Source organism: Prosthecobacter sp. (assembly GCF_044227185.1).
Classification (GTDB): domain Bacteria; phylum Verrucomicrobiota; class Verrucomicrobiia; order Verrucomicrobiales; family Verrucomicrobiaceae; genus Prosthecobacter.
In genome coordinates this window covers 425,120-450,214 of the sequence record NZ_JBGAFO010000005.1, presented here as the reverse complement: position 1 = coordinate 450,214, position 25,095 = coordinate 425,120, and the positions used below count along the sequence as shown (strand labels likewise).

Annotated in this window: 22 protein-coding genes; 11 read left to right on the top strand and 11 right to left on the bottom strand. The window is 63.4% G+C overall.

All coding sequences use genetic code 11. The features are described from left to right. Positions 1 to 366 precede the first annotated feature (366 nt). Together ACILSQ_RS14720 and ACILSQ_RS14715 are read right to left on the bottom strand one after the other, a co-directional pair. The gene (locus ACILSQ_RS14720) at positions 367 to 741 is read right to left on the bottom strand and encodes a hypothetical protein (protein ID WP_395744401.1); all 375 of its coding nucleotides are present in this window, start codon (positions 739 to 741) and stop codon (positions 367 to 369) included. Between the two features lie 58 nt (positions 742 to 799). Next, entirely contained in the window at positions 800 to 943 is a 144-nt protein-coding gene (locus tag ACILSQ_RS14715) for a DUF3309 family protein (protein WP_395744400.1), read from the bottom strand. A 259-nt stretch (positions 944 to 1,202) separates the two neighbouring features. On the opposite strand from ACILSQ_RS14715, the gene ACILSQ_RS14710 reads away from it, so the two are divergent. The 3 genes from ACILSQ_RS14710 to ACILSQ_RS14700 are packed head-to-tail and all read left to right on the top strand — an operon-like array spanning position 1,203 to position 2,717. Further along, positions 1,203 to 1,748 (top strand): L,D-transpeptidase family protein, encoded by a 546-nt coding sequence (locus ACILSQ_RS14710; RefSeq protein ID WP_395744399.1) that lies wholly within the window; start codon positions 1,203 to 1,205, stop codon positions 1,746 to 1,748. A gap of 53 nt (positions 1,749 to 1,801) precedes the next feature. Continuing rightward, positions 1,802 to 2,533 (top strand): peptidoglycan-binding protein, encoded by a 732-nt coding sequence (locus ACILSQ_RS14705; RefSeq protein ID WP_395744398.1) that lies wholly within the window; start codon positions 1,802 to 1,804, stop codon positions 2,531 to 2,533. Positions 2,534 to 2,561: 28 nt separating this feature from the next. Beyond that, complete coding sequence (locus tag ACILSQ_RS14700) at positions 2,562 to 2,717, top strand: hypothetical protein (RefSeq protein WP_395744397.1); 156 nt, start codon at positions 2,562 to 2,564, stop codon at positions 2,715 to 2,717. A gap of 289 nt (positions 2,718 to 3,006) precedes the next feature. Here ACILSQ_RS14700 and ACILSQ_RS14695 read toward each other — a convergent pair whose 3' ends face one another. The 7 genes from ACILSQ_RS14695 to ACILSQ_RS14665 all read right to left on the bottom strand — a co-directional run bounded on the left by ACILSQ_RS14695 (position 3,007) and on the right by ACILSQ_RS14665 (position 12,929). Continuing rightward, the gene (locus ACILSQ_RS14695; protein ID WP_395744396.1) at positions 3,007 to 3,825 is read right to left on the bottom strand and encodes a hypothetical protein; all 819 of its coding nucleotides are present in this window, start codon (positions 3,823 to 3,825) and stop codon (positions 3,007 to 3,009) included. 60 nt (positions 3,826 to 3,885) lie between these two features. Next, positions 3,886 to 5,295, bottom strand: coding sequence for a pyruvate kinase (pyk, locus tag ACILSQ_RS14690; RefSeq protein ID WP_395744395.1), 1,410 nt, complete (start codon positions 5,293 to 5,295; stop codon positions 3,886 to 3,888). A gap of 912 nt (positions 5,296 to 6,207) precedes the next feature. After that, a complete protein-coding gene (gene tnpA, locus ACILSQ_RS14685; RefSeq protein ID WP_395744394.1) occupies positions 6,208 to 6,660 on the bottom strand; it encodes an IS200/IS605 family transposase in 453 nt (150 codons plus the stop codon). A 380-nt stretch (positions 6,661 to 7,040) separates the two neighbouring features. Further along, positions 7,041 to 7,841, bottom strand: a complete 801-nt coding sequence (locus tag ACILSQ_RS14680; RefSeq protein WP_395744393.1) for a TatD family hydrolase — start codon at positions 7,839 to 7,841, stop codon at positions 7,041 to 7,043. Between the two features lie 273 nt (positions 7,842 to 8,114). Then, positions 8,115 to 9,845, bottom strand: a complete 1,731-nt coding sequence (locus ACILSQ_RS14675) for a Do family serine endopeptidase (RefSeq protein ID WP_395744392.1) — start codon at positions 9,843 to 9,845, stop codon at positions 8,115 to 8,117. A 197-nt stretch (positions 9,846 to 10,042) separates the two neighbouring features. Next, positions 10,043 to 11,071: a Gfo/Idh/MocA family protein gene (locus ACILSQ_RS14670; RefSeq protein WP_395744391.1), complete on the bottom strand. Its 1,029-nt coding sequence runs from the start codon at positions 11,069 to 11,071 to the stop codon at positions 10,043 to 10,045. Positions 11,072 to 11,600: 529 nt separating this feature from the next. Further along, positions 11,601 to 12,929 (bottom strand): PQQ-binding-like beta-propeller repeat protein, encoded by a 1,329-nt coding sequence (locus tag ACILSQ_RS14665; RefSeq protein ID WP_395744390.1) that lies wholly within the window; start codon positions 12,927 to 12,929, stop codon positions 11,601 to 11,603. 580 nt (positions 12,930 to 13,509) lie between these two features. Here ACILSQ_RS14665 and ACILSQ_RS14660 point away from each other — a divergent pair. Next, complete coding sequence (locus ACILSQ_RS14660; protein ID WP_395744389.1) at positions 13,510 to 13,977, top strand: transposase; 468 nt, start codon at positions 13,510 to 13,512, stop codon at positions 13,975 to 13,977. A gap of 418 nt (positions 13,978 to 14,395) precedes the next feature. Here the strand turns inward: ACILSQ_RS14660 and ACILSQ_RS14655 are convergent, their stop codons facing one another. Continuing rightward, on the bottom strand, positions 14,396 to 15,898 hold the full coding sequence (locus ACILSQ_RS14655) for a cellulose synthase family protein (protein WP_395744388.1): 1,503 nt from the start codon (positions 15,896 to 15,898) through the stop codon (positions 14,396 to 14,398). A gap of 394 nt (positions 15,899 to 16,292) precedes the next feature. Here ACILSQ_RS14655 and ACILSQ_RS14650 point away from each other — a divergent pair, with 394 nt between their 5' ends. Both ACILSQ_RS14650 and ACILSQ_RS14645 read left to right on the top strand, forming a co-directional pair. After that, positions 16,293 to 17,093: a class I SAM-dependent methyltransferase gene (locus ACILSQ_RS14650; RefSeq protein WP_395744387.1), complete on the top strand. Its 801-nt coding sequence runs from the start codon at positions 16,293 to 16,295 to the stop codon at positions 17,091 to 17,093. A 215-nt stretch (positions 17,094 to 17,308) separates the two neighbouring features. Then, positions 17,309 to 18,319 (top strand): GDSL-type esterase/lipase family protein, encoded by a 1,011-nt coding sequence (locus tag ACILSQ_RS14645; RefSeq protein ID WP_395744386.1) that lies wholly within the window; start codon positions 17,309 to 17,311, stop codon positions 18,317 to 18,319. 294 nt (positions 18,320 to 18,613) lie between these two features. On the opposite strand, the gene ACILSQ_RS14640 is transcribed toward ACILSQ_RS14645, so the two are convergent. Next, positions 18,614 to 18,889, bottom strand: a complete 276-nt coding sequence (locus ACILSQ_RS14640; protein WP_395744385.1) for a hypothetical protein — start codon at positions 18,887 to 18,889, stop codon at positions 18,614 to 18,616. A 265-nt stretch (positions 18,890 to 19,154) separates the two neighbouring features. Here ACILSQ_RS14640 and ACILSQ_RS14635 point away from each other — a divergent pair, with 265 nt between their 5' ends. The 5 genes from ACILSQ_RS14635 (at position 19,155) to ACILSQ_RS14615 (ending at position 25,072) form a co-directional block, all read left to right on the top strand. Continuing rightward, positions 19,155 to 19,502, top strand: coding sequence for a PQQ-binding-like beta-propeller repeat protein (locus ACILSQ_RS14635; RefSeq protein WP_395744384.1), 348 nt, complete (start codon positions 19,155 to 19,157; stop codon positions 19,500 to 19,502). A 734-nt stretch (positions 19,503 to 20,236) separates the two neighbouring features. Beyond that, positions 20,237 to 20,671 carry a type II toxin-antitoxin system VapC family toxin gene (locus ACILSQ_RS14630; protein ID WP_395744383.1) on the top strand — a complete coding sequence of 145 codons (435 nt, stop codon included), beginning with the start codon at positions 20,237 to 20,239 and terminating at the stop codon, positions 20,669 to 20,671. Positions 20,672 to 20,737: 66 nt separating this feature from the next. Further along, on the top strand, positions 20,738 to 21,499 hold the full coding sequence (locus tag ACILSQ_RS14625) for a hypothetical protein (RefSeq protein WP_395744382.1): 762 nt from the start codon (positions 20,738 to 20,740) through the stop codon (positions 21,497 to 21,499). A gap of 160 nt (positions 21,500 to 21,659) precedes the next feature. Then, positions 21,660 to 21,902, top strand: a complete 243-nt coding sequence (locus ACILSQ_RS14620) for a hypothetical protein (RefSeq protein WP_395744381.1) — start codon at positions 21,660 to 21,662, stop codon at positions 21,900 to 21,902. A gap of 32 nt (positions 21,903 to 21,934) precedes the next feature. Beyond that, positions 21,935 to 25,072, top strand: a complete 3,138-nt coding sequence (locus tag ACILSQ_RS14615; protein ID WP_395744380.1) for a DUF3427 domain-containing protein — start codon at positions 21,935 to 21,937, stop codon at positions 25,070 to 25,072. Positions 25,073 to 25,095 lie beyond the last annotated feature (23 nt).

The window sequence follows — 25,095 nt, the reverse complement described above, 5'->3', positions numbered from 1 at the left end:
TCACGAGACGGTCTTCCGCGGGGACGCGGAAGACGGCCTGCGGGACGCAGGCGGTCCATCCGGAAGGAGCGCGTGCGTCCCGCGTGGAAGCCCTGCCACACGCGCCTGCTTTTGACCACGCGGAGTCACGAGACGGTCTTCCGCGGGGACGCGGAAGACAGCCTGCGGGACGCAGGCAGTCCATTCCGGAGGGAGCGCGTGCGTCCCGCGTGGAAGCCCTGCCGCACGCGCCTGCTTTTGACCACGCGGAGTCACGAGACGGTCTTCCGCGGGGACGCGGAAGACGGCCTGCGGGGACGCAGGCGGTCCATCCGGAGCCGGAGCGCCTCCTTGGGGGCGTCCGCATTCACGGTCAAGACCGCGCCATCAATGCTCGTTCCAGCTCACGCCCTGGTAGTTGCCGTCCGTGTAGTTGCCAGCCGGGAAGTCGCCGTGCTGGAAGTTGTGGTCTTCGCGCGCGAAGTTCCGGTGCTGGCCGCCATAGTAGTACTGCCCGGCGTGGAAATAGCGGCTGGTGTATTGACGGCCTTCGTGGGTGTAGCTGCCGGTCTGGTGCAGGCCGCCGGTGTAGTAGCGGCCTTTGTGGTAGTAGGCGCCGCCCCTGTGGTTGGCCGGCAGCTTGGTGTAGCTGTGGTAGCCGTGCCCGCTGTCCACATGTCCGGCTCCCGAGGGTTCTGCGCAGGAAGAGAGGGCCAGCAGGGCCATGGCGGGAAGGAGGAGGCGGCAGGAGTGCGGTTTCATGTCAATGGAGCGGGATAGATGGATGATCGGCCGCACCGATAGGCGAGGCGCTGAGGGATTAAATACGCCCCATGAGCATCAGGACAAGCAGAATGACCACCAGAAGGCTGGCGCCACCGCCTAGGTAATGATTCCCGGAGCGGAAGCCATAGCCACCGCCGCCGATGAGGAGGAGGATAAGAAGGATCAAAAGAAGGTTCATGACTTGTGGCGGGCACCTGGTTGAAGGAGCCGCTGAAGAGGGATCGAAAGCGGCCCCGGCGCCGGCTTCATGAACCTGGCGGCGGCTGCGCAGGCGGTGCGCAGGCGGTGCGCAGGCGGTGCGCAGGTGGAGACGGAGACGGCTGGGCCGGACGGCTCATCCGATTCCATGGCAGTCACACGCTGCATTCGGAGGAGGCTGACTCCACCGAGAGCGGCGAGATTTCGTCACTTCATCTCAGCAAGCCATGCCTCAGAAAATGATCCGACTCAGCTCCTGCCTTTTCACCGCCGCCCTTTTGTTTTTATGCGCCGGCTGCGCGGAGCCGCCGCCACCGCCCCCGCCACAAGAGGTCAACTTCTGGAATGGCGACACCATGAGCGGCAGCCCCTCCATCCGCATCAGCCTGTCTGAGCAGCGCGCCTATTTCTACAAGGACGGCCAGCTCGCGGGAGTCTCTGAGATTTCATCCGGCCGCGAAGGGCGCAACACCGTCACAGGGCATTTCCACATCATTGAAAAAGACCTGCACCATGTGTCCTCGCTCTTTGGCGACTACGTGGACGACCAGGGCAATGTGGTGCAGAAGGATGTGGACACCAGCAAGGACCCGAGACCGAAGGGCGCGCATTATGACGGGGCAAAGATGCCGTACTTCATGCGCATCGTGGGCGGCACCGGCATGCATGAGGGGTACCTGCCCGGGTATCCGGCCTCGCACGGCTGCATCCGCATGCCCGGCTTCATGGCCGCCGCCTTCTACCGCAATGTCGAGGTGGGCACGCCGGTGACGGTGGAGCCGTGAATCTCGGAGCCTTTCGAAAGTTTTTCCCTCCCCACTCACCCCACATCACCTCTATGAAAACACATTCCATCCAGCATTGCCGGGCGCTTGGCCCGGCAGCTCTGGCCGTCATTCTTTCACTGGCGCTGGCGCCACTTTCGCACGCGAAGGACAAAGGCGGCCCCGGCAAGCATGGCGGCCCTCCTGGCAATCCGGGCCATGGCGGCGGCAAACATGAAGCCCCCGGCCCAAAGCATGAGCCGAAGGCCATGCAGAAGTTTGAGCCGAAGCACGAGCCGAAATTTGAGCAGAAGCATGCACCAAAGCCCGAGCCGCAGCATGCGCCGAAGTTTGAGAAGATGCCGAAGCCAAAAGTGGTGGTGGTGAAACCGCAGCCGAGGGTGGTGGTGGTGAAGCCGCCGCCCCACGACGAGCGCCGCAGGGTGACCTACATGGCGGTTCCACGTTCGGGCTTCGTGCTGTCTCCCGGCATCGGCTATGCAGGGCGCGGCTACTACTACGGGCCGCCCAATTCGCCGTACTACTACGAGACGCCGGACGTGCGGTACTTTTCCCGCCGTGAGGACTTTCCCAGCGGGTATGCTTTCCAGCCCAACAACCAGTATGTGGCGGATGAACTGGCGGTGCAGGAGGCGCTGGCGCGTCTGGGATACTATCAGGGGCCCATCGACGGCCGGATCGGGCCGCAGACGCTGGCAGCCATCGCGCGGTATCAGCAGGACCGTGGCATGCCCATCACCAATTCCATTGTGCCGGCGCTGCTGCAGGCGCTGGGCCTGCAATGAGACTTCAAACCCACCGCAAGCATCGCATATGAACATCACCAAAAACCGCGGCCTGCTGGTGCTGGCCGTTTATCTCATCATCTCCGGCTGCATGGGGGCCTTTGGCATCACCCTCGGAGCCCTCAGCATCCTGGTGCCCATTCTTGCCATCGTGGCGGGCGTGCTGCTGCTCATGGACCGCTAGGCCGTGTTTGAAAACCAGCTGAACGACCGCACGACAGACAGTCTGTGGAGCGCGGGCCTCCGAGCCCGCAGCACTCCGCGACGCAGGAGAAGCGCCGTGCTTTCCCTTCCGCCTCTACTCAGGATGCTGCCGCGTGTTTTTCCGTCAAGGGCTGCTGGTGTGAACGATTTTACGCAGAATGCCTGCCACCTGCTGCGGGCTCGGAGGCCCGCGCTCCATGGAGGCGTTTTCAAACACGGCCTAGAAATCCGGCAGCAGCAAACCCAGAAACCGAGAACTTCAGGCAGTCTCAGAAGCTGATGTAGCTCACCGGCACCTCCGCCTTGGGCTTGTGCTTGAATTCCCGGTCCACGACGCAGGGCACCGGGGGGAGGGAGAGGATTTCCTTGAGGAACTTCGCGCTGGTGTCGGGGCTGGCCTCCACATGCAGGACGGCGCCGGCGGCATCACGGATGAGGAGGACGTAGCCGTAGCTTTTCACACCGTAGGGCGCGTCCGGGTCCTGGCTGTAGGTGAGGCGCACCGGCGGGGTGGAGTACACCATTTTGGACTGCGCGCGGATGGCCACGTCGAACTCCTCCTTTTGCAGCACGACGAGATCGCCGTTGGGATCTGCCGCCTTTCTGCCCAGGATGACGGCCAGGCCGCGGGCGTTCTCCAGGTCCCGATTCACCTCCTGGTTGGTCAGGTTGAAGTTGTAGGAGTACTCGAAAACACGCAGGTCGCTGTCCACAGCGGCGCGGTTGCTTTTGGAAGGCAGGGTCTGGCAGGCCAGGCGGTACTTTTGCGCGGGCGCCGCCAGGGCGGTGGTGCCGGCGGGCGCAGGAGCGGATGGGGTCGTGGGGGCTGGAGCAGGCGCCGCGCCCTGCTGCGCCGCCTGCTGCTCCTGCCAGCGGGCGATGTAGGCGGCGTCCTCTTTGCAGAGAGTCTTGATTTTCACCACCAGCGTCTGCTGGTCGCTGCTGCGCTTCAGGGTGACGCTGTCACCTGAAACCGCGGTGATCTCCGCCTCCAGCAGCGTGCCCGCCTGGCTGACAAACACGCGCGTGTCCGCCTGCGCGAAAACAGCGAGGGAGAGGAAGAAGAGCAGCAGGCGGAGAAGAGGCATCGTCAGATAATACATCGGGCAAAAGCCTATTTTGTCGCAGAGCCGCAGGCTTTCAAGCCTTCAAGCCTCGCGCAGCAGGATGGCATCCACGTTCACGCCGTCGTAGAGTGCGTCGCTGAGGATGACGAGGGGATCACCATGCTTGATGAGTTTTTCGCGGCGCAGGAGGTCGAGAGCGTCACGGATGCTGTCTTCCGGCTGGCCTTCGGTGAAGGGAAGCACGAAAGGATTGACGCCGCGTGCGGTGACCAGCGTGCGGCTGACGTGGAGATTTGGCGTGAAGGCAAAGATGGGCGCGAACTCGGGGCGCTGATGCGCGAGCAGGTGGGCCATGACGCCTTTGATGGTGAAGACGAGCAGCTTGCTGCCGGGGATGCTGTTGGCCAGGAGGATGGCGGCCTTCACGGTCTTGTGCTTGTTGGTCTTCAGCGGCGCATCGCTGGCAAAGCGGCCGGAGGGGTACTTTTGCTCGATGCGGCTGATCACGGTGTCGAGCACCTCCACGCATTTCTCCGGGTAGCGGCCCACGCTGGTTTCACCGCTGAGCATGACGCAGTCCACCTGCTCGATGACGGCATTGAAGATGTCGGTGACTTCGGCGCGGGTGGGCACGGGGTTTTCGATCATGCTTTCCAGCATCTGCGTGGCCACGATGACCTTGCGGCCGTGGTAGGAGCAGCGCTCCACGATCTGGCGCTGGATGAGCGGCAGGTCCTCGATGGGGCACTCGCTGCCGAGGTCCCCACGGGCGATCATGATGCCGGCGGAGGCCTCCACGAGGGCGTCGATGTTGTCGATGGCCTGCTGGTTTTCGATCTTGGCGATGACGCGCGCCTTGCTCTGCTTCTGCTCCAGAAGGAGCTGCAGGTGCTGCAGGTGGCCGGGCTCGCGGGCAAAGCTGAGGGCGAAGAAATCGACGCCGAGCTCCACGCCGAGGTCGAGATCGGCGTAGTCCTTCTGCGTGAGCGGGGGCAGGCGCACGGGGACGCCGGGGAGATTGATGTGGCGGCGGGATTTCATCTCGCCCTTGGTCATGACGGTGCCGATGACGCGGAGGGTGGAGACTTCGGTGGCCTTGATCTGGATCATGCCGCCATCCACCATGATGGTGTCTCCGACTTTGAGGTCCTTGCCGAGTTCGGGGTAGTTCACGCTGACGGAAAGCGGCGTGGTGGAGGGGGCGTCTGGCTTGCAGCGGAACTCCACGGTGTCCCCCACCTGAAGCTGCCAGGGCTGCTCCACATCGCCGGTGCGGATGCTGGGGCCGGTGAGATCCATGAGCACGGCGATCTCGCGCTTGGAGGCGGCGGCGGCCTCGCGCACGCGGGCATACACGGTGCGCACCCAGTCGTGGGAGGCGTGGCTCATGTTCAGGCGGATGACGTCGGCGCCTTTGGCGATGAGATTGGAAAGGACTTCAGGACTCTCCGTGGCAGGTCCGAGAGTGCAGAGGATTTTGGTTTTGCGCATGGTTGGCATATTATGAGAGCAGATGGCGGGCCAGCGTTGGCGTTGGATGGGGGCAGCGCAAGGGGTATTGAGGGCGGGAGGAGGGCGGGGGGAGAGGGGCGAGGGGCGAGGGGCAAGGGTGACGTTGTTGGAACGTGGGGGGGACTTCGAAAATCAACACAGGTGGACGTAAATCTTCGAGAGGGGTTGCGGCATGATGGGAGAGTGATGTGAGGAAAGAAGGTTTTCCCGCGCCCCTTCAGGGCGCGCCCTGAATCAGCGGTGTGTTTGTGGTCGTGCAACCCAGGGCTTGTCGCTTCGCGACTGCGCCCTGGGCTGAGTCCGGCGGCCCTTCAGGCCGCAGAGCCAAATGCGGGGGGCAGGTGGCGGAGGGGGGGGCGCGAGGGACATGCGTGTAGCAGGGCGCACGAAGGGCCGCGAGAGACATGCGTGTAGCAGGGCGCACGAAAGGCCGCGAGGGACATGCGTGTAGCAGGGCGCATGAAAGGCCGCGAGGGGCATGCGGACAGCAACGCACATGGGGGCATGTGGCGGAAGGGGGGCGCGAGGGACATGCGTGTAGCAGGGCGCAGGGAGGCCGCAGAGAGCACGAGGGCGGGAGGGGGGTAGAGCAGATGGGGGCACGTCAGGGCTTCAGAAACCAGCGATGCATCGTTCATCAATCACCAATCGCGTGCGCGCACGGAGGACGATGGTCGAGCAATCGATTTTTGATCTTGGAGGTGTCCTGCCTTTGTGAACGAGGGGGCTTTCTCGCGTGCATGTCCCTGAGACTCCGTGCTCCACGCGGCCTGAAGGGACGCAGGATTTAGCCCAGGGCGCTGTCGCGCAGCGACAAGCCCTGGGATTGCGTCGCACCCCCCCCCCGCATCGTTTGAGAGCGCGGCCTGAAGGGTCGCGGGAGAGGCGGCTTCAGTCCCAGACATATCTCTCGTCAAACTGGACCTCGTATCGCTGCAAAAAGCGCCTGTATTCATCCTGGAAACTCACCAAGCGATGATGCTCCTGCTGAGTGCGGATGTATTCCTGCACCTCCTTTACGTTTGACTGGCTCACGGAAAAGGCGCCGTAGCCGTTTTGCCAGTAGAAGTTCCTCAACTCAGGAGTCTGTTTTTGAAGCCAGCCCGTGGATCCCGTTTTAACCTGGCCCACGATCGTGCTCATCGGTTCCGTGCGCGACAGCACGAACAGCAGGTGGGCGTGGTCCGGTTCGGTATTGATCTCCACGGCCGTGCAGCCAAGGTCGCGTAACACACCGCCCATGTAGGCATGCAGCTCCGGGTACAAATGACGGGGGATCACGCGCTCCCGGTTCTTCGTGGAGAAGATGAGGTGGACGTAAATCTTCGAGAGGGATTGCGGCATGATGGGAGGTGAGAAGGTTTTCCCGCGCCCCTTCAGGGCGCGCCCTGAATCAACGGTGTGTTTGTGGGCGCGCAACCCAGGGCTTGCTTCGCTGCGCCCTGGGCTGAGTCCGGCGGCCCTTCAGGCCGCGAGGCGCATGGGGCAGCATGGGGCAGCATGGGGCAGCATGGGGCAGCATGGGGCAGCATGAGGCAGCATGAGGCAGCATGGGGGCAGCATGGGGGCAGCATGGGGGCAGCATGGGGGCAGCATGGGGGCAGCATGGGGGCAGCATGGGGGCAGCATGGCGGGGCGGTGACGCATGGTGGCCGCAGTGTGCATGGGGGGCGCAAGGTGAGTGAGGGACGCATGGTGCACCGCAGGCCAAACAGGGCTATGTCTCAAGGCAAGGTGCCGAAGAGATGGCCGTAATTGGTGGCGATGACGGATTGAAGTGCTTCGACTGGCATCCCCCGCACCTTCGCCAGCAGGTCGTAGCTGACTTTGAGATTTGCGGGGTGGTTCAATGCTTTGCCGTCGGTGGTTTGCAGGGGGTGGGGGTTGATGTCATCGGGCGGCCACATGTCGGGGGCGTCGGTTTCGGTGAGGAGGCGGTTGAGGGGGACTTCCTTGAAGACGGCGAGCTGCGCGGCTTTGCGCGGGTGGCCGAAGTAGGGGCTGAGGGAGAAGTAGGCTCCGAGTTTGACGAAGCTGGGGATCATCTCGGCGGGGCCGCCGTAGGAGTGGAGGAGGAAGCCGCGGCGGGGGAGGGGGGTGCTGCGAAGGGTTTCTTCCAGAAGGCCGAAGGCGCGCAGGCAGTGGAGGGTGGCGGGGCGGTCCAGCTCCACGGCGAGGGCGAGCTGGGTGCGCAGGCATTCGAGCTGGGCGTCGATGTCCGGGTTTTCGATCCAGCGATCGAGCCCGATCTCGCCGACGACGGCGCGGGGATGGGCTACCAGAAAATGCTTGAGCGTGGTGGCCCACTCAGGGCTGCGCTCTTTGACATACCAGGGGTGCAGGCCGAAGGCGGGGCGGATCCAGGCGTGCTGGCGCGCCAGCTCCGCCACGGCGGGCCAGTCTTCCTCGGAGGAGCCGTTGACGATCATCTCCGCGAGGCCGGTGTGAGGAAGCATGGCGATGATTTCCGCGCGCCATGGGTCGAGGCGGTCGTCCTGGAGGTGGTTGTGGGCGTCGTAGAGCATGGGCTCCATTTATGATTTACGATTTATGATTTATGATTCACTGCCGTTAAGTTAAGCGAAGTAAGCGAGGCAGGTGCGGTTTTCACAACGCGAATGAGCGCGAATGTCCGCGAATTTTCATGAATTTCTGAAGATTGAATTCCTCTGAATTCGCGGACATTCGCGTTAAAAAACTTAACTTAGCGACATTGATTTGTGATTTATGATTTGTGAAGGCACAAAAAAGCCCGCGCGCGCCTCACAGCACACGCGGGCTCTCAAATCATCCGCTCCTCAGTTGTTCGGAATCATGAGCAGCATGGTGTCGCCTTTGCGCCAGACGCGGAGGAGGACGGTTTTGTCGCTGGCTTTGGCCAGGGTGCGGGCTTCGGCGGCGTTGGCCACGGGCTTGCGGTTCACGTGGGAGATGACGTCGTTTTCCTCCACGCCCATGGCGGCGGCGCGGCTGTCGGCATCCAGCTTGGTGACGATGACGCCGCTGACGGCGGCGGGGATGTCGTGGCGCTCACGCAGAGCGGGGGTGAGGGTCTGGACGGTGACGCCGCTGACGAGCTCGCTCACGTTTTCCTTGGACTGGGTGCCGGAGCCCGGGCGGGGGATTCCGCGCTGGCCGCCGCTCATTTCGGAGAGGGCTTCTTCAGGCAGAGCCTCCAGGGTGGCGTTTACGGTGAGGCGCTTGCCGCCGCGCATGACGTCGATGGGGATCTGGCTGCCGGGCTTGGTGCCGCTGACGATGAGGCGGAGGCGGCTGCTGCTGTCCACGCGCTGGCCGTTGATGGCGACGATGACGTCTTCGAGCTGGATGCCGGCCTTTTCCGCCGGGGAGCCCGCTCCGACCATCATGACCACGGCGCCGCCGTGCTCCTTGAGGCCGAGGCGCTCGGCCAGATTGTTGTCGATGTCTGCGATCTGCACGCCGAGGAAGCCGCGCTGCACGGCGCCGTCGTCCAGCAGGTCTTCCACGATGTGGAGGGCCATGTTGATGGGGATGGCGAAGCCGATGCCGGCATTCATGCCGGTGCGGGAAAGGATGGCGGTGCTGATGCCGACCACGCGGCCCATGCCATCGACGAGCGGGCCGCCGGAGTTGCCGGGATTGATGGAGGCGTCTGTCTGGATGAAGTCTTCGTAGCCCTGCACGCGGCCGCCGCGGCCGTTGCCCTTGCCCACGATGCCTTCATTGCTGCGGCCCAGGGCGCTGACGATGCCTTGGGTGACGGAGCGGCTGAGCTCCATGGGTGCGCCGGCGGCGAGGACGATGTCTCCCACGCGGAGCTTGGAGCTGTCTCCCAGCGTGGCGGGCTTCAGGCCGGTGGCGTCGATCTTGATGAGTGCCACGTCGGTGAGGGGATCGGTGCCGATGACCTCGGCCTTGTAGGATTTGGTGGCGCCGTTGTCATCCACATCCACCTCGATCTTCTTGGCGTCTGCGACGACGTGGTTGTTGGTGATGATGTAGCCGTCGGTGGTGATGATCATGCCGGAGCCGACGCCCTGGGCCTGGTGGGAGTCATCGTCCGGGGGCGGCTGCGGGCGCTGGGGCTGCTGCGGCTGGCCGCGGCGGCGCGGGGTGGGTGGCGGCTCATCGTCTTCATTCATGCCGCCAAAGCCGTCCGGCGCGCCAAAGAAGCGGTAGAAGAAGGGGCGGAGCTGCGGGGGGATCTGGTCCACGCCGGGAGACTTGATGGGAGTGGAGGAGTGGATGGTGACCACGCTGGGGAGGATTTTGTCCACCACATTGGCGTAGCTCATCTGCATCTGGCCGCCGTTTGGCAGGGGGCTGAGATCCTTGAGAATCTTGCCGGCAAATTCAGAGGGAGGCGGCGCCTTTGTGTTCGCAGGGGGCAGCAGGGGCGGGGGCGTCACGGGCTGCTGCGGCGCGGCGGCGGCCTGAGGAGCGGCGGGCGGCAGGGCTCCGGGCTGCTGGGCCTGGAGGCAGGGCAGGCCTGCCGCCAGAACGCCGGCGCAGGTGAATGCGATGCTGAGACGAGGTGGGGCTTTCATGGGAGTGCGGGGGTTGGGATTTTGACGGCGGATTTGTGAGAAACGCAGGACTAACAGACTGAGGGATCTGGGGAATGTTGAACAATTTCGCGCGAATGAAAGCGCCTCTTTGCTTCTCAAACCACGGATGCCAGAAAGCGTTTCGGCGGCGTTTTCACCTGCCTGGTACTACGCATGCCGCATGTCGCCGTGCGGTTTTATTTGTGCGCTTCGGCCAGCGCCTTGTCCATCACCTCCTTGAGGGTGACTTCGGCGCCGCCGCGGCGTTTGCTTTCATCCGCGGCCTCCATGAAGGCGTAGATCTCCAGCGTCTCCTCCGGTGAGACGGGGGCCACGCCGGTGCGGAAGAAGTGCACGATGGAGAAGAGCAGGGGATCGTAGCCGTCGTAGGTGCCGATGTCGGCCTCGCCCTTCTCGCCGATGGCCTTGCCGCCGTAGCCCTTGCTCTCGGTGTAGGTGCCGGTGCGGCCGCCTTCCCAGGTGCCGGTGACGGTGATGCGGCTGACGGTTTCCTTCGTCTCCTTCTTGGTGGCCTTGTCCACGGTGGTGACCTCCTCCATGACGGTGCCGCGCTTCACGCTTTTGCAGCCGGTGCCCATCACGGTGAAGAGGGACTCCACGCCGTGGATGCCGTACCAGAAGAGGTCGGGGTGGTGCTCTTCGAGGCTGGCGGGGCTCTTCGTGCTGGCCTGCTTCACGGTGCCGATGCTGCCGCCGCGCACGGCCTGGGTGCCCTTGCCAAAGCGCAGGGAGGAGGAGGAGAAGAGGGGGATGCCGGCCTTCTTGGAGGCGTCGAAAATCTTGATGGCGTCCACCAGGGAGGCGGCGATGGGTTTGTCGATGAAGACGGGCTTGTGCGCCTCCAGGCAGGGCAGCACCTGCTCCAGGTGCACGCGGCCGTCGTTGGACTCGAGGAAGACGACGTCCACTTTGTCGAGAAGATCGTGGATGCTGGGGACGATCTCCACGCCCAGTTCCTTGAGCTTTGCGGTGTACTCCGGCACGCGCTGGGTGCTGGAGGGGATGTCCTTGGACCCCTGCGGGTACGCGGCGACGAGATGCACGCCCATGACCTCGGGCTTCTGCGGCGTGGCGTTCAGCGTCTTGGTAAAGGCCACCACGTGGGAGGTGTCCAGCCCGATGATGCCGGCACGGATGTGCTGGGCGCTGGCATGGAGGGGGAGGAGCGCGAGTGCGCTGAGGAGGAGGAGCAGGGAGCGGATCATGGCGCAGGACTACGCAGCGGGGCGCACGGCCTTTCGCGGGCGTTTGGTGGATGAAACGGCCTGCGTAGGGGAAGCCGGTGCCGCGCAGCACAAAAGGACGGAAACAGGTGCGAAAAGGAGAGGGGCGGAAGGGGGGGGCGGAGTTTGCAGTGGTTTGCGGTTGCTGCCGGAGGGCGCTGGGTGGGATGCGGAACGTCAAGACGGTGAGCTGACGCTGGGACGAAGGAATCTACGGACGCGGCGCAGCGCGTCCCTACCAGCCGCGTGGCGCGGTGCCTTGCCTCCGGCAAACCACTGCAAACAATGGCAAACCACTGCCAACGATTGCAAACTCCGCCGCCCTCACTTCGCCCCCACGCAGTACACCGCCTGGTTGCTGCGGAGAATGAGGCGGTCGCCGCTGACGGCGGGGGAATAGTAGCCTTGTTGCTGTGCAACAAGGAAGCGCTCCGCGGGGGGGATGGCGTGTGCAGGCGTTCTGAGAGTCTGGCTGTCTGCGTCAGCGCTCCCCTGTTCCGCAGGAACAGGGCTACTTCGCTCCCACGCAGTACACGGCCTGGTTGCTGCGGAGAATCAGGCGGTCGCCGCTGACGGCGGGGGTGCCGTGGAAGTAGGTCTGGTCCTGGGTGAACTCGTTCGTGGCGAGGAGTTCGTACTTCGGCTTTGCGGCGAGGATGAAGGCGCCGTTGCGGCGGGAGACGCAGATGAGCTTGTCGCCGATGAGCACGGGGGAGGCATAGAAGGGCTTGCCACCGCCGCGGGAGCCCATGGTGACGCGCTCGCGGTACACGTCCTTGCCGGTCCTGGCATCGATGCAGAGCGCGAAGCCCTGGTCATTGATCACGTAGAGGTGGCCGTCTTTGTAAATGGGCGTGGGGACGTAGGTGCTGGAACTGCTGTCCCACAGGATGGCGCTGGTGCCGAGGTCGCCCTTGGTCTTGCCGCCGAGCTGCACGCCGACGCTGCGGGTGGAGGGGAAGCCGCCGAAGACGAAGACCTGATCGCCACTGCTGCTGGGCACGAGGCTGGGGGAGACATTGCCGGTGAGGCCGTGCGCGGCATACCAGCGCAGCTTGCCGGTCTCCGGATTCATGCCCCAGAGCTCCTGCGGGATGGCGAGCACGAGGTCCTCCTGCCCGTTGTGCTTGAGGAGGCTGGGCGTGCCGTAGGCCATGCCGTAGTCGCCCTCGGCCTTCCACAGCACTTTGCCGGTGGCTTTGTCCAGGCCGTAGAGGGTTTGGGATTCATCGGTGGCGTTCACGATGAGCACGTTTCCGCTGAGGATGGGGCTGGCGCCTGAACCCCAGCGCCGCTGGCCGGAGCCGGTGCCGCAGGAGGTCTGCCAGAGCTTTTTGCCCTGGAGGTCAAAGGCCAGCGCGCCGGTCTTGCCAAAGAAGACGTACACGCGCTCGCCATCTGTGACGGGGGTGTGCGTTGCGTAGCCGTGCTCGGTGATGTAACCCTGGAACGCGTCCTCCACCGCGGCGCTGGGCACCTTCGCGTCCCAGAGGATTTTGCCATCGCTGCGGCTGAGGCAGAGGAGGTGGCGCGTGAGCTGGCGCATGTTGTTCGCGCCTTGCTTGTCGCCATAGCCGGTCCAGCAGGTGACGAAGATCTTGTCGCCAAGCACGATGGGGCTGGAGGAGCCGGGGCCGGGCATGTCGGTTTTCCACAGCAGGTTTTGCGTGTCGCTCCATTTCAGCGGCACCTTGGATTCCGCGACGATGGCCGCGCCCGTGGGCCCGAGGAAGCGCGGCCAGTCGGTGGGTGCTGGCGCGGCGGCGTGCAGGGAGGGGGTGAAGCCCGTGAGGCAGGCGAGGGAAAAAGAGAGCGAGAGGGCGCAGCGGAGGGAGGTCATGCGGCGGAGGTAAACCCGAAAGCGCGGGGAAAGTTACGGTGGGCGACGTAGGATGACCGGAGGGCTTGTAGGGACGCGCTGTGCCGCGTTCGTAGATTCTTTCGTCCCAGCGCTCCCGCTTCTGAGCGTGTTCGCAAACCGGTGTCAATCGCCCGACCTTTCGACGCCTCAAGGACGGCGGACGTTTTTGATCGCTGCGAAGAGATAGACCCTCGTCTTCGGACCCGGCGCAGCGGGTCTCTACCAGACGATATGCCCGCGCTGCCAGCCGAGTTGGTAGGGACGCGCTGCGTCGCGTCCGTGGATTCCTTCGTCCCAGCATGGACTGCCGCCATCTCGTTCGCCCCCATTCCTAGAACTCACGCCTCTGAGCGTGTCCGCAAACTGGCCGCACCCACCGCTGCCTTTCGTCGCCTCAAGGACGGCGGACGTTTTTGATCGCCTGCGGAGCCATAGACCCTCGTCTTCGGACCCGGCGCGGCGGGTCCCTACCAGACGGCAGGCTCCGCGCTATCAGCCTGGGGCGCGCGCGTTCACGCTTTCTCTTGCCATGCCAGGATCTGCTTCACATCTTTGATTCATGCGAGATGAATTCGGTGGGCGTCGAACACCCGCGCAGGGGGTTCTGCCCACTGACGATGGTGCGACCATTCTCTGGTGTACTGTCTGCGCGGATCAGCGAGGTGATTGGTGTGCTGAGGAAAGAGTGATGACGATTCTGCGGGACCTCTGGTCGGAGCAGTCGAATGCGTGGCTGGTCGGTGATTTTTTGCTGATGCCGGATCACCTTCACTTTTTTGCGGCACCAAAGGAGGGGCCATGGGTGGATGTGGAGCGCTGGATCGCGTATTGGAAGAATCGTTTTTCCAAATGCTGCGGTAATACGGACTGGCGCTGGCAGCGCGGCTTGTTCCATCATCGCCTGCGCAGCGAGCGTGAGTATGTGGACAAAGGGGCGTACATGCTGCGCAATCCCGTGAGAGCCGGTCTGGTGCATGATCCCGAGGCATGGCCCTGGAAAGGCCGTATTCATACCCTCCGGTGGTAGCGGCTGTGCGCATGCGCCATGCCTGTGCTTCTCCCTTTCGACGCCTCAAGGACGGCGGACGTTTTTGGTCGCCTGCGATGCTGCAGACCCTCATCTTCGGACCCGGCGCAGCGGGTCCCTACCAGCGGGTGGGCCCGCGTTGCCTGCGGGGTTGGTAGGGACGCGCTGTGTCGCGTCCGTAGATTCCTTCGTCCCAGCGTGGGCTGCTGCCCGGTCGCTCTCCCCCTGTCTGAGAACTCCCGCTTCTGAGCGTGTTCGCAAACCGGTGACAACCGCCCTTGCCTTTCGTCGCTTCAAGGACGGCGGACGTTTTTGATCGCCTGCGATGCTGCAGACCCTCATCTACGGACCCGGCACAGCGGGTCCCTACCAGCCGGCGGGCTCCTTCACCCCGCTGCGGCGCAGCGGGCCCCCTTTCCTACACCCCCACCGGCACGGGCTGCGGGGCCTGAAGCGCCGCCATCGAAAAGCGCTTCATCAGCGAGCCTGCGGCCACATACCCGAAGCCGAAGAGGAAGAGGAGGAGGAAGGGGATGCTGCCCCACTGGCCGCGGTGGGCGGCGAGGCCGATCATCCAGCCGAAGTAGCCGGTGAGCAGGACTTCGATCCACAGGGCGATGGATTTGCCGGCCTTGTACAGCGGGCGCTGCTTCGCGGCCTGGGCTTTGTTTTCCACACCGTATTTCGGCGTGCGCACGAAGTCGGAGCTTTGGTTCAGCAGGGCCTCCAGCACGGCCTTGCCGTTGTTGATGCTCATGCCGATGCCGAGGGCGAGGAGCATGGGCACATAGGGCAGGGTTTTCAGCCAGCCGAGGCGCTGCTGCGCGCCCTGCGCGGTCATGTAGAAGATGATGACGCTGAGGGAGGCGAAGAAGAACACGGGCACGTCCACAAACACGGCCTTGTGCCAGGAGCTGCCCATCACGAAATTCGCCGGGTACATGAGCACCAGCGTGCAGAGGGTGAGGAGGTAGGCGAAATTGGAGGTGAGATGGGAGGTGGCCTCGATCTTGAGGCGGAGCGGGATGTCGCTGCGCCACACGTCCACGAGGATTTTTTTGCACACCTGGATGCTGCCCTTCGTCCAGCGGTGCTGCTGGCTCTTGAAGCCGTCCATGTCCGGCGGGAGCTCGGCGGGGACCACGACGTCCTTCAGGTAGATGAATTTCCAGCCTTTGAGCTGCGCGCGGTAGGAGAGGTCCAGGTCCTCCGTGAGGGTGTCGTGCTGCCAGCCGCCGCCTTCGGTGATGGCCTTGCGGCGCCAGATGCCGGCGGTGCCGTTGAAGTTGAGGAACTCGCCGTGGCGGCTGCGGGCGGTCTGCTCCAGCACGAGGTGGCCGTCTAGAAACAGAGCCTGCAGGCGGGTGAGGAGGGAGAAGTCCTTGTTCAGGTGGCCCCAGCGGGCCTGCACCATGCCCACCTTTTCATTGGTGAAGTGGTGGATGACTTTTTGCAGGTAGTCTGGCTGCGGCTGGAAGTCGGCGTCGAAGATGCAGATGAACTCGCCCTTGGCCGTGGCCATGCCTTCGTCCAGCGCGCCGGCTTTGAAGCCGTGGCGGTTCGTGCGGTGGCGGTACTCGATGTCGTAGCCCTGGGCCTTCAGCCCGGCGGAGAGCTTCTCGGCGTGCGCGGCGGTCTCGTCCGTGGAGTCGTCCAGCACCTGGATCTGCAGGCGGTCGCGCGGGTAGTCCAGGGAGCTGACGGTGCGCAGCAGATTTTCAACGACGTGGAGCTCATTGAAGATGGGGAGCTGCACGGTGACGAGGGGCAGCTCGGCGAACTCCCGCTGCGGCACGGGCACATCATGGCGATGCTTCCAAAAATGGTATAACACCTTGATTCTGTGCGCGCCGAAGGCGGACAGGGCGGTGAAGACGAGGATGTAGCTGGTGAACCAGAAGAAGTTATCCCACACAATCATATCGGGAAGGGGAGGCGGGCCATGAGGGGCGCAATCAATCTCCACCAGAGCGAAACAATCAAGCAGCAATTCGGGTGCCAGAGGGGGCGGGTTTTTTGCCGGGCTTGTGGCTCAGGGCGCTACATAGGGGGTATTGGGGGGGGAATGACGAAACCAGAATGAGGAATGACGAAGAAATGACCAGGCCCGAATTTTGAGCTTCGCCGTTCGGCATTCATTCGTCATTCGCCATTGATTCGCTCCGCTCACCCTTCGGGCTCCTTTCAGTCGTCTGTTTGCCTTCGGCTATTTGCCTTCCGGCGGTCTTCGACCCGCTGCGCTCCGGTTCACTTCGTTCGGCTCTGGTTTCGTCATTCATTCTCGCAGAGCGTGTTGTTTGCTCCATGATGAGAGCATGCCCACCCCACAGCGCGACTGGTACGACACCCCCCTCTATTATGACATTGTCTTTGACGACGGCACCGTGGCGGAGGCGGACTTCCTGGAGGGGGCCTGCGCGAAATACGCCGCACCTGCCAAGGGCCGCCGCCTGCTGGAGCCTGCCTGCGGCAGCGGCCGCCTGGCGCTGGAGCTGGCCCGCCGCGGCTGGGAGGTCTGCGGCTTCGACGGCAATGCGAACATGATCGCCTTTGCGCAGCAGCGCCTGGAGCAGGCCGGACTGCAGGGAAAGGCCCGCCTGTGGGAGGACTGGATGCAGAGCTTTACTTTACCCAAAGGCGTGAAGGGCGGCTTTGACCTGGCGCACTGCCTGGTGAGCACCTTCAAATACCTGCACACGGAACGCGACGCCGCCGAGTGCCTGCGCCGCGTGGCCGCCGCGCTGCGCCCGGGCGGGGTTTTCCTCCTGGGCCTGCACCTCACCGACTACGACCGCACCGGCATGGAGCACGAGCGCTGGGTGGCCCGCCGCGGGAAAGTGGAAGTGGTCTGCAACACCCGCACCTGGCCCGCGGACCGCCGCACGCGCCTGGAAGACCTGCGCACGCGACTGAAGATCACCGACCACGGCCGCACGCACCTGCAGGAGACGCGCTGGCAGTTCCGCACGTACAGCGCCGCGCAGCTCAAGGCCCTGCTGAAAAAGGTGCCGGAGCTGGAGTATCTGGAGTGCTACGACTTTACCTACGACCTGGAAGAGCCCCGCCGCTTTGACGACCGCTACGCCGATGTGCTGCTGGTGCTGCGGCGGCGGTAGAGGCGCAGCAAAGCGCACCACAAATCCTCCTCTTCCTCCTACTCCGCCTCTTCCTCCCGGAATCCGGGCTTCCAGAAAAGGGAGTAGGAGGAAGAGTCAGAGGAGGAGGAAGAGCCGGACAACCACTGCAAACAACCGCCAACCATCGCCAACTACTGCAAACTTCAAACCTCCGCCTAGACAACCCGCACCGTCTCCGCTCCAATACGCCCCGCATGAAACTTACCCCCCAGGCCGGCCTCTGCGCGCTGCTTCTTCTCGGCACCTCCTCTGCCCCTGCTCAAACGGCTGCCCCTGAGCCGGACGTGCCTGCCGCCACCACCGCCGCCGCGGCCCACACACCGCCGCCGCAGCCTGCCACCTTTGAGTTCAAAGACGGAGACCGCCTCGTCCTGCTCGGGAACACCGTGCTGGAGCGCGAGCACGACTACGGCTCCTTTGAGCCCCGGCTGGACCTCGCCCTGGGCGAAACGAAAGTGACCGTGCGCAACCTGGCCTGGAGCGGCGACACCGTCTTTGGCCATGCGCGCTCTTATTTCGGCCCGCCGGAGGAGGGGCTGCAGCGCCTCTCCGCCCATCTGGAGATGCTGAAGCCCACCGTCGTGCTGCTGTGCTACGGCAGCGAGCTCGCTTTCGAGCGCCTCGGCTCCCTGCCGGACTTCCTCACCGGCTACCGCAGTCTCATCGAGCTCATCCGCGCCAAGTCCCCCGGCGTGCGCATCATCATCGCCACCCCGCCGCCGCTGGAGACCCTGCCGCCGCCGCTGCCAGACCTCAGCGCGCAGAACAAAAACCTCTCCAGCCTGCGGGATGCCCTGCGCAAGTTTGCCCTCATGCAGAACGCCTATTTCATCGACTGGTTTGAGCTCATGGGCGGCCTGCCAAAGCCCGGCATCATCCGCAAGCCCCTCACCGAAAACGGCGTGCACTACACGCGGGAAGGGTACGAAAAGCTCAGCGCCAGGCTCATCGAAGGCCTCGGCCTGAAAATGCCGGACGCGCCCGCGCCCGCCTTTGAGAGCCTGCGCCGCGCCGTCATCGCCAAAGACACCCTCTTCTTCAACCGCTGGCGTCCGCACAATGAGACGTACCTCTTCGGCTTCCGCAAACACGAGCAGGGGCAGAACGCCAAGGAGATCCCCATGTTTGACCCCCTCATCTCCCAGGGGGATGAGGCGATCCAGAAGCTGAAGGAAGAAGCGCTGGCGCAGGCCCGCAGGCCGTAAAAGCACCCCTGTTCCTGCGGAACAGGGAAGCGCTGACGCAAACACCCAGGCGACCGGTCGTCCGCAGACCATGGGCGCGGCGGAGCGCCTCCTTGTTGCACAGCAACAAGGCTACCTGGCTCCCGCCCCATCGCGAGAGCGCGGCAGCAAAGTAGCCCAGTTGCGCTGCAACTGGCGAATGCTGACGCAAACACCCACGGTGGGGAAAAGCAGAACGCGCCGGGTGCTGCGCAGCGCTTCCTGGGGTGCAGCGGGGTGAAGGCGTGAAGGCCGCCCCCTCCAGTCCTCCTGCTCTCAGGCAAGCCAGTCTTCGACGACCAATCCCGGAACACGAGAGGCGTCCAGGGCTGCGATCGCTGGTGCCGTGCCCTGCGCTGGCCGGTCAAACGCCGCATCGTCGATGCGGATCTCATCAAAGAATCCCTCCGGCCACGATTCCAGTTCCGGCCCAGACTCCAGGTCAAACATCACAATGACACGGCACTCGCGTGACATCCCACCGGGCACCGGCCTGCCCAAAGTCAAATGCCGGGGATCCTCCAGCACAGCGGTGGATTCAAAAACGCTCATGCCCAGAAAGTGGCCCCACCCGGCCCCACTTTCAACTCGCTTGATGATTCCAACTCTTCCTCCCAAGCACCTCCCACCCCCTTGTCCCAGAGCAGCAAAGCCCCCTGCCTCGCCCCCATTTCCAGCGCCTCCGGCCAATCATCGTCAACAGCCGCCCGCGGCCCTTCAGCCACCGCCTTCTTCTGTCCTCCACTCCCTCATTCCAAAGCGCGCCGCATCTTCCACTCGCACCTCCCCGCCTCCGCCGCCTGCATACGCTCCTGCCATGAGCTTCCACGATCTCGTCTTCACCGGCTTCAACAAACGCGTCGCCGCCCTGCACCGCGACACTGGCGAAATCGTCTGGCAGTGGACCGCCCCCTCTGGCGACACCTACACCAGCCTCCTGCTGGACGGCGACCGCCTCATCGTCTCCGTGCACCGCTACATGTACGCGCTGGATGCCGCCACCGGCCGGCAGCTCTGGGCCAATGACATGCGCGGCTTTGGCTTCGGCGTCGCCAGCCTCGCCTCCGCGCGCGGCAGCCTCGGTTCCAGCGCCGGGTCCAGCACCAGCGCCCACATCGTCCACAGCGCCTGGCACCACACCCACACCACCAGCAGCAGCACCTGACTGGCGGACGTGTGCCCGGGTGGTAGCCAAAGCAGAAGCAAGAGCCGGAGAAGTTGGCCGTGGCTGGCCCGAGATCGCGCCTGCGGCAGCGCAAAGTATTCCTGTTTCTGCGGAACAGGAAAGCGCTTCGCAAGCACCCCGCCCGCCTGACGGCGAGAGCCCGCCTCGTCCCCAGAGTTCGGCATCCAGCATCGATGGCATTTTTCAAAACAGATTTCCAGGCGGTGGGGCGGGCGATGGGTCTCTTCGGGGACGAAGAGACACTCGATTTTACGCAAAGAGGAGGAGATGCAGAGGGAGCAGAGAACGGATAAATCTCTGCCACCTCTGCCCCTTTGCTCCTCTGCGGCAAAACCGAACCTCCGGAAACCCGCCTTACCGGAAATGAGTTTTGCGAATCGCTATAGCATTCAGCATCTAGCATCCGCCCCTGAAAAAACCCGCCTTGACGCCTCCTCCGTTTGAGATTTCAATCCGTAAATGAAAGCAAATGCCGGTCCCAGGAAGCATCCGCGTGCAGCGCGGTCTCTTGCTGCCCGCCAGACGATCTCATCGGCTGAGAAATCTACCCGCTGGGTGCCGTGTGGTCCTGCGACAGGCAACATGACGCGGGAGGCCATCATCGCCGCAGATGAGGCCTTCCTTTCCCAGATGAAGGCAGGCCGGCGCACGACCAAAACAGCAGCGGCACTGGTGCGCGAAGCCAGACGATAACGTGACGTAAGGGCCCGCCCATGAGCCTGATCATCGATGCCAGCGTCTTTGTATCGGCCATGCTCGAAGAGGACAAATTTCACACCGCCTGCCGCTCATTCCTTGTGGAGGTGCGGCTCGCACAAGAAACACTCTATGCGCCGATGCTGCTCCTGGCCGAGGTCGCGGGTGTCGTTTCACGCGTCCGGCGCTCCCACACGCCGGGGGATCTGGCCGTTTTGCACATCGAGCACTTTCCGCGCCTGAGGCTGCGCGTTGCAGACGGCCCCTTTGGCCGCAAGGCCGCCCGCCTCGCCGCCAGACATGCGCTGCGCGGGGCGGACGCGCACTATGTCACCGTGGCCGCCGAGTTTGATGCGCCGCTCATTACCCTGGATGAGGAGATGCTGGCGCTGGACTCCAAGATCATCCTCACGATGAAGCCGCAGGAGTGGCTAAAGAAGTATTCGTCATAGCCTTGGAAAAAATCGAGAACACAGAGGTTTCATGATCCAGCATCCAGCATCTAGCCCCGTCTTCCCATGCCAGACGCCTCCACCCCAGCCCAGCGCAGCGAGGTGATGAGCTTCATCCGCAGCCGCACGCGGCGCAGGCTCATGGGCGCGGCGCTGCTCATCGCCGTTCTCGGGGCTGTGGCAGGCGGCGTTTGGTACGCACGCCAGCCGCGCCCGCTCGTCATCACGCTGGATCTGCAATACTCCAGCCCGCTCTCACGGCAGTACTTTGGGATGCTCGTGCTCTATGTGGAGTCTCCTGCCCAGGGCACCTGCGTGGAGCCGCCCCCCACGCTCAGCGAGCCCACGCGAAAGGTGTGGACGCTCGACCCCGCAGCCCACGCAGGCACAGTGCTTGACCTGCGCGATCCATTGGGAGTCCTCAAGCCCTGGAAGCGCGAGGTGCTCTTCACCGAGTTCGACACCTTCGTCCGGAAAGGTCGAAAGGCGCACCTCACCATCGGCGGCAACACCCTCCGCACGTCCTTTCGTGTGGGCGGGCGGAAGCTCGGCGAGCCGGACTACTGGCGCTACACGCTGACCGATGGCGACGCCCGCCTCCTTGAGCCCGAGCCGGGCGGCGCAGGCACCTCCGGGAAACGCTGGCGGCTGGTGCAGCGCACGCTCCTGAAAAAAGACTGCACCTGCCAGTTCGCCCTCATCTCACCCGGAAACTACCGCGTGGAGCTGCTGAACTCCGCCGCAGAAGTCATCCTCGCAGGCCCCCTCCACGTCCCCGGCGACTCTGCGGAGGTCCAGCTCATCGAAGCCGAGGTGGCGCGCCCTTAGCGCCGCGACGTTTTCTCCCGGCACAGGCTCAGGACATGTCACCGACCCCCTGGTTGCCGGTTGCCGCTCCTAAGCACGGCAACTCGGCAACCAGGGTGCGATACAGCTCGGCTGCGCGACTTGACTCATCGTCCATGGACGTCCGTGAAATGTTCCACCCATGGTCACATTGCATTGGAGCTATCACGAGATCGCGGACACGGATTACACGGCCGTGGAGATCGAAATCTATGAGCAAGACCGGCACGTGGAAACCTGGGCTAACTTTGATCGAGACCACATCTGGAAGGAGGTTTGGGGAAACCAGACGGAGAAGTTTGTTCTTCCATCTTTGGGAGCGGCACGGTTGTTCATCGCCAGCGCCGGCTGTTATGAGCTCGTAGCGCCGCAAGTTTCATCGTGACGTCTCATGCGCTGCCTGCTACTGGATGCAGTATGGCATTTGCAGAAGGGCTCTACGATCAGCTTTTAACTCAGAAGGCGCATTCGCAGCTCGCCATGCTTCCCGAGGATCATCAGGCCCTGGTTCAAGAATTGGCCGCCGCCGAGGTGCATGAGCGGGCCACGGAAGGCCTGCACGCACTCCTGGCAAAGCTGCTGGACGATCTCAAGGGCGACCCATCCGAGCGCGTGACCCAGCAGATAGCGCAGGTAAATGAATTGCTGGCGCATCTGCGAGGTCGCTTTCCGGAAAATACGCTGGATACCAGTGATCTCCAGTCACCGCCGCTGGTGTTACGTGGTATATCACGTGGAGGGAAAGAACTCTTGCCACCCGAAACGGGCTTGCTAGCGCCGTGGCTTTTCACAGCGGGCAAGCATTCACCTTCGCTGCTCACGGAACTGCGGAGAGAGATGGCAAGCTGTGATCGGGTGGATATCCTCGTGAGTTTCATCACCGTCTCAGGCATTCGCAAAATCGAAGACTTCCTGAAATCCGTGACGGCCGTAGGCGCGCAGGGCCGCGCACGCACGCAGATCCGGGTGCTCACCACCACCTACACGGGAGCTACCGAAGTGGCAGCGCTGGATACCCTGGCAAGCCTGCCGGGCTGTGAGGTGCGTGTGTCCCTAGATGGCCGACGCACGCGGCTGCATGCCAAGGCGTGGATTTTCCACCGCGAGACCGGCTTTGGCTCTGCCTATGTGGGCAGTGCCAATCTCTCCGGCGCAGCGCTCATGGGCGGGCTGGAGTGGACGGTGAAGTTCACCCAGCGCGGCCAGGAGGCCATGTATATGCGCTCTGTGGCTCACTTCGAGACGCTGTGGAATGACGGTGAGTTTCAGCCTTATGATCCGCGCATTGAGGCGCACCGCAGTCAGCTCGTACGGGCACTGAAAAGAGAGTCTGGTGATGAGGGCATCATCGCCTCTCCTACGTTTTTTGACATCGAGCCCAAGGACTACCAGAAGGAGATGCTGGAAGCCCTGCAAAACGAGCGCGCGCATGCACGCTGGCGCAATCTCGTGGTGGCGGCCACCGGCACAGGCAAAACAGTGGTGGCGGCTTTCGACTACCGCCGCACCTGTGCCCAGGAAGGCGGCAGGCCGCGACTGCTGTTTGTAGCGCATCGCCGCGAGATCCTGCAGCAGGCCCTGCGCACCTACCGTGAGGTGTTGCGTGATGCCTCATTTGGCCAACTGCTCACAGGCATGGATGAGCCAGATAACACGGATCATCTCTTCGCCACCATTGATAGCGTGGCCTCCCGCACACTGGTGGAGCGGCATGGGACCGGCCATTGGCATACCGTGGTGATTGATGAATGTCACCGGTTGGCAGCCGAGCGGTTTGATGCCTTTGCACGTGCCGTGCAGCCAAAGATCCTGCTCGGCCTCACTGCCACGCCGGAGCGTGCAGATGGGCGCCCGATCACAGGCTATTTCGAATGCCGTCCAGACGGCGCTCCCGCGGTGGAGCTGCGGCTATGGCATGCGCTAGATCTCCAACTCCTGGCCCCCTTTGAGTACTATGGCTGCGACGATGAGACGGACTTCTCCGAGGTGCCTTGGAATCAACCTGGAGAAGTGAGCGCGATCGATGCCATCGTCTCAGGCAATGATGTGCGTGCGCGATTGGTGATTCAAGAGTGGGCACGCCTGACGGCGGAGCCCGGCAAGTGCAAGGCTCTGGCCTTTTGCGTGAGTGTGGCGCACGCTGAATTCATGGCGCGCAAGTTTAACGAGGCAGGCTTGAAGGCGCTGTGCGTCACGGGCGGCACGGATACGGAGGAGAGGCGGCGTGCCCCGCAGCGACTGCAAAAAGGAGAGGTGTGCGTGTTAGTCACCTGTGATCTTTACAATGAAGGCGTGGATCTGCCTGCAGTGGATACCCTGCTGCTGCTGCGCCCCACGCAGAGCCCGGTGCTCTTTCAGCAGCAGATCGGCCGCGGGCTGCGACTTGCCGAAGGGAAGCAAAGCTGCCTCGTGCTCGACTTTGTGGGTCGCTACCGCGTGGAGTTCCGTTTTGACCGTCTGCTTAGTACCCTCACGGGCTTGACGCGCAATGACCTCAAGCATGCAGTTGAAAATGGTTTCAGCTCTCTCCCGCCGGGCTGCCATTTGCAGCTCCAATCCCGCACCAAGAATCAGGTGCTGGAAAGCCTACGCACGGCCTTAAACCAAACATGGCGGCGTCTCGTGCGCGAGCTCCAAGGGTATGCCTCTCTCAAAGGTCGTGCGAACATCGCCCTGGCGCAATTCCTGCGCGATCAAAACTTAGAGATCTCTGAGATCTACCGCAGCACTGCTCCCAGCGGCTGGACGGCTCTAAAGAGAGCCGCAGGCCTGTCTGACTCGACAGCGCAGGGAGAGGATGATTATTTCGGTCGCCGCTTTTCCGGCCTGCTGCATGTGGATGACACGGCGCAGTTAGATTTCTTTGCTACTCTCCCAACCCGAGTGGCGGAGAAGGCTTCGTTTGATGAGGCTGAGCAGATGCGTCTGCAAATGCTGGCCTACGCGGTGGATGGTCAAAACACCCAGCTCGGCAGTGGGCTGCAGTTTCTCGAGCGGCTCAAAGCAGCTCCCGAATTGCTGGATGAACTGAGCCAGCTCGCGGCTGCGCTGCTTTCTTCCTCCTCACTGATTCCTGAGCACATCCCTGGCATGGAGGACACACTGCTGCGCTTGCATGCCTCCTACAGCCTGCGCGAGATCCTCACCGCAGTGGGCCACTACACTCCTACAAAACGCAGCTCCTTTCGAGAAGGTGTGCTGGCACTGCGGGAGAAGAAGATGGAGCTGCTGTTCATCACCGTGAACAAAGACGAAGACTTCTATCCGAGCATTGCCTACCACGACTACGCCATCAGTCCGGAGCTCTTCCATTGGCAGACTCAGAACTCCGCTGGGCCGCACACTGCGGCGGGAAAGCGCTACCTGGAGAGCGCCACCAATGGCTGGCAGTTTCAGTTGTTTGTGCGATATGACAAAGGAGACGCCTACTATGCCTGCGGCCCGGTGGAGCTGCAAAGCTGCGAGGGATCGCAACCCATGTCCATCACCTGGCGACTGAGCCGGCTCTTGACCATGCGCCTGTTTCAGAAGTTTAATGTGCTGAGAGGATCTTGAGCCGGGTAGGACGTTCCGTGATC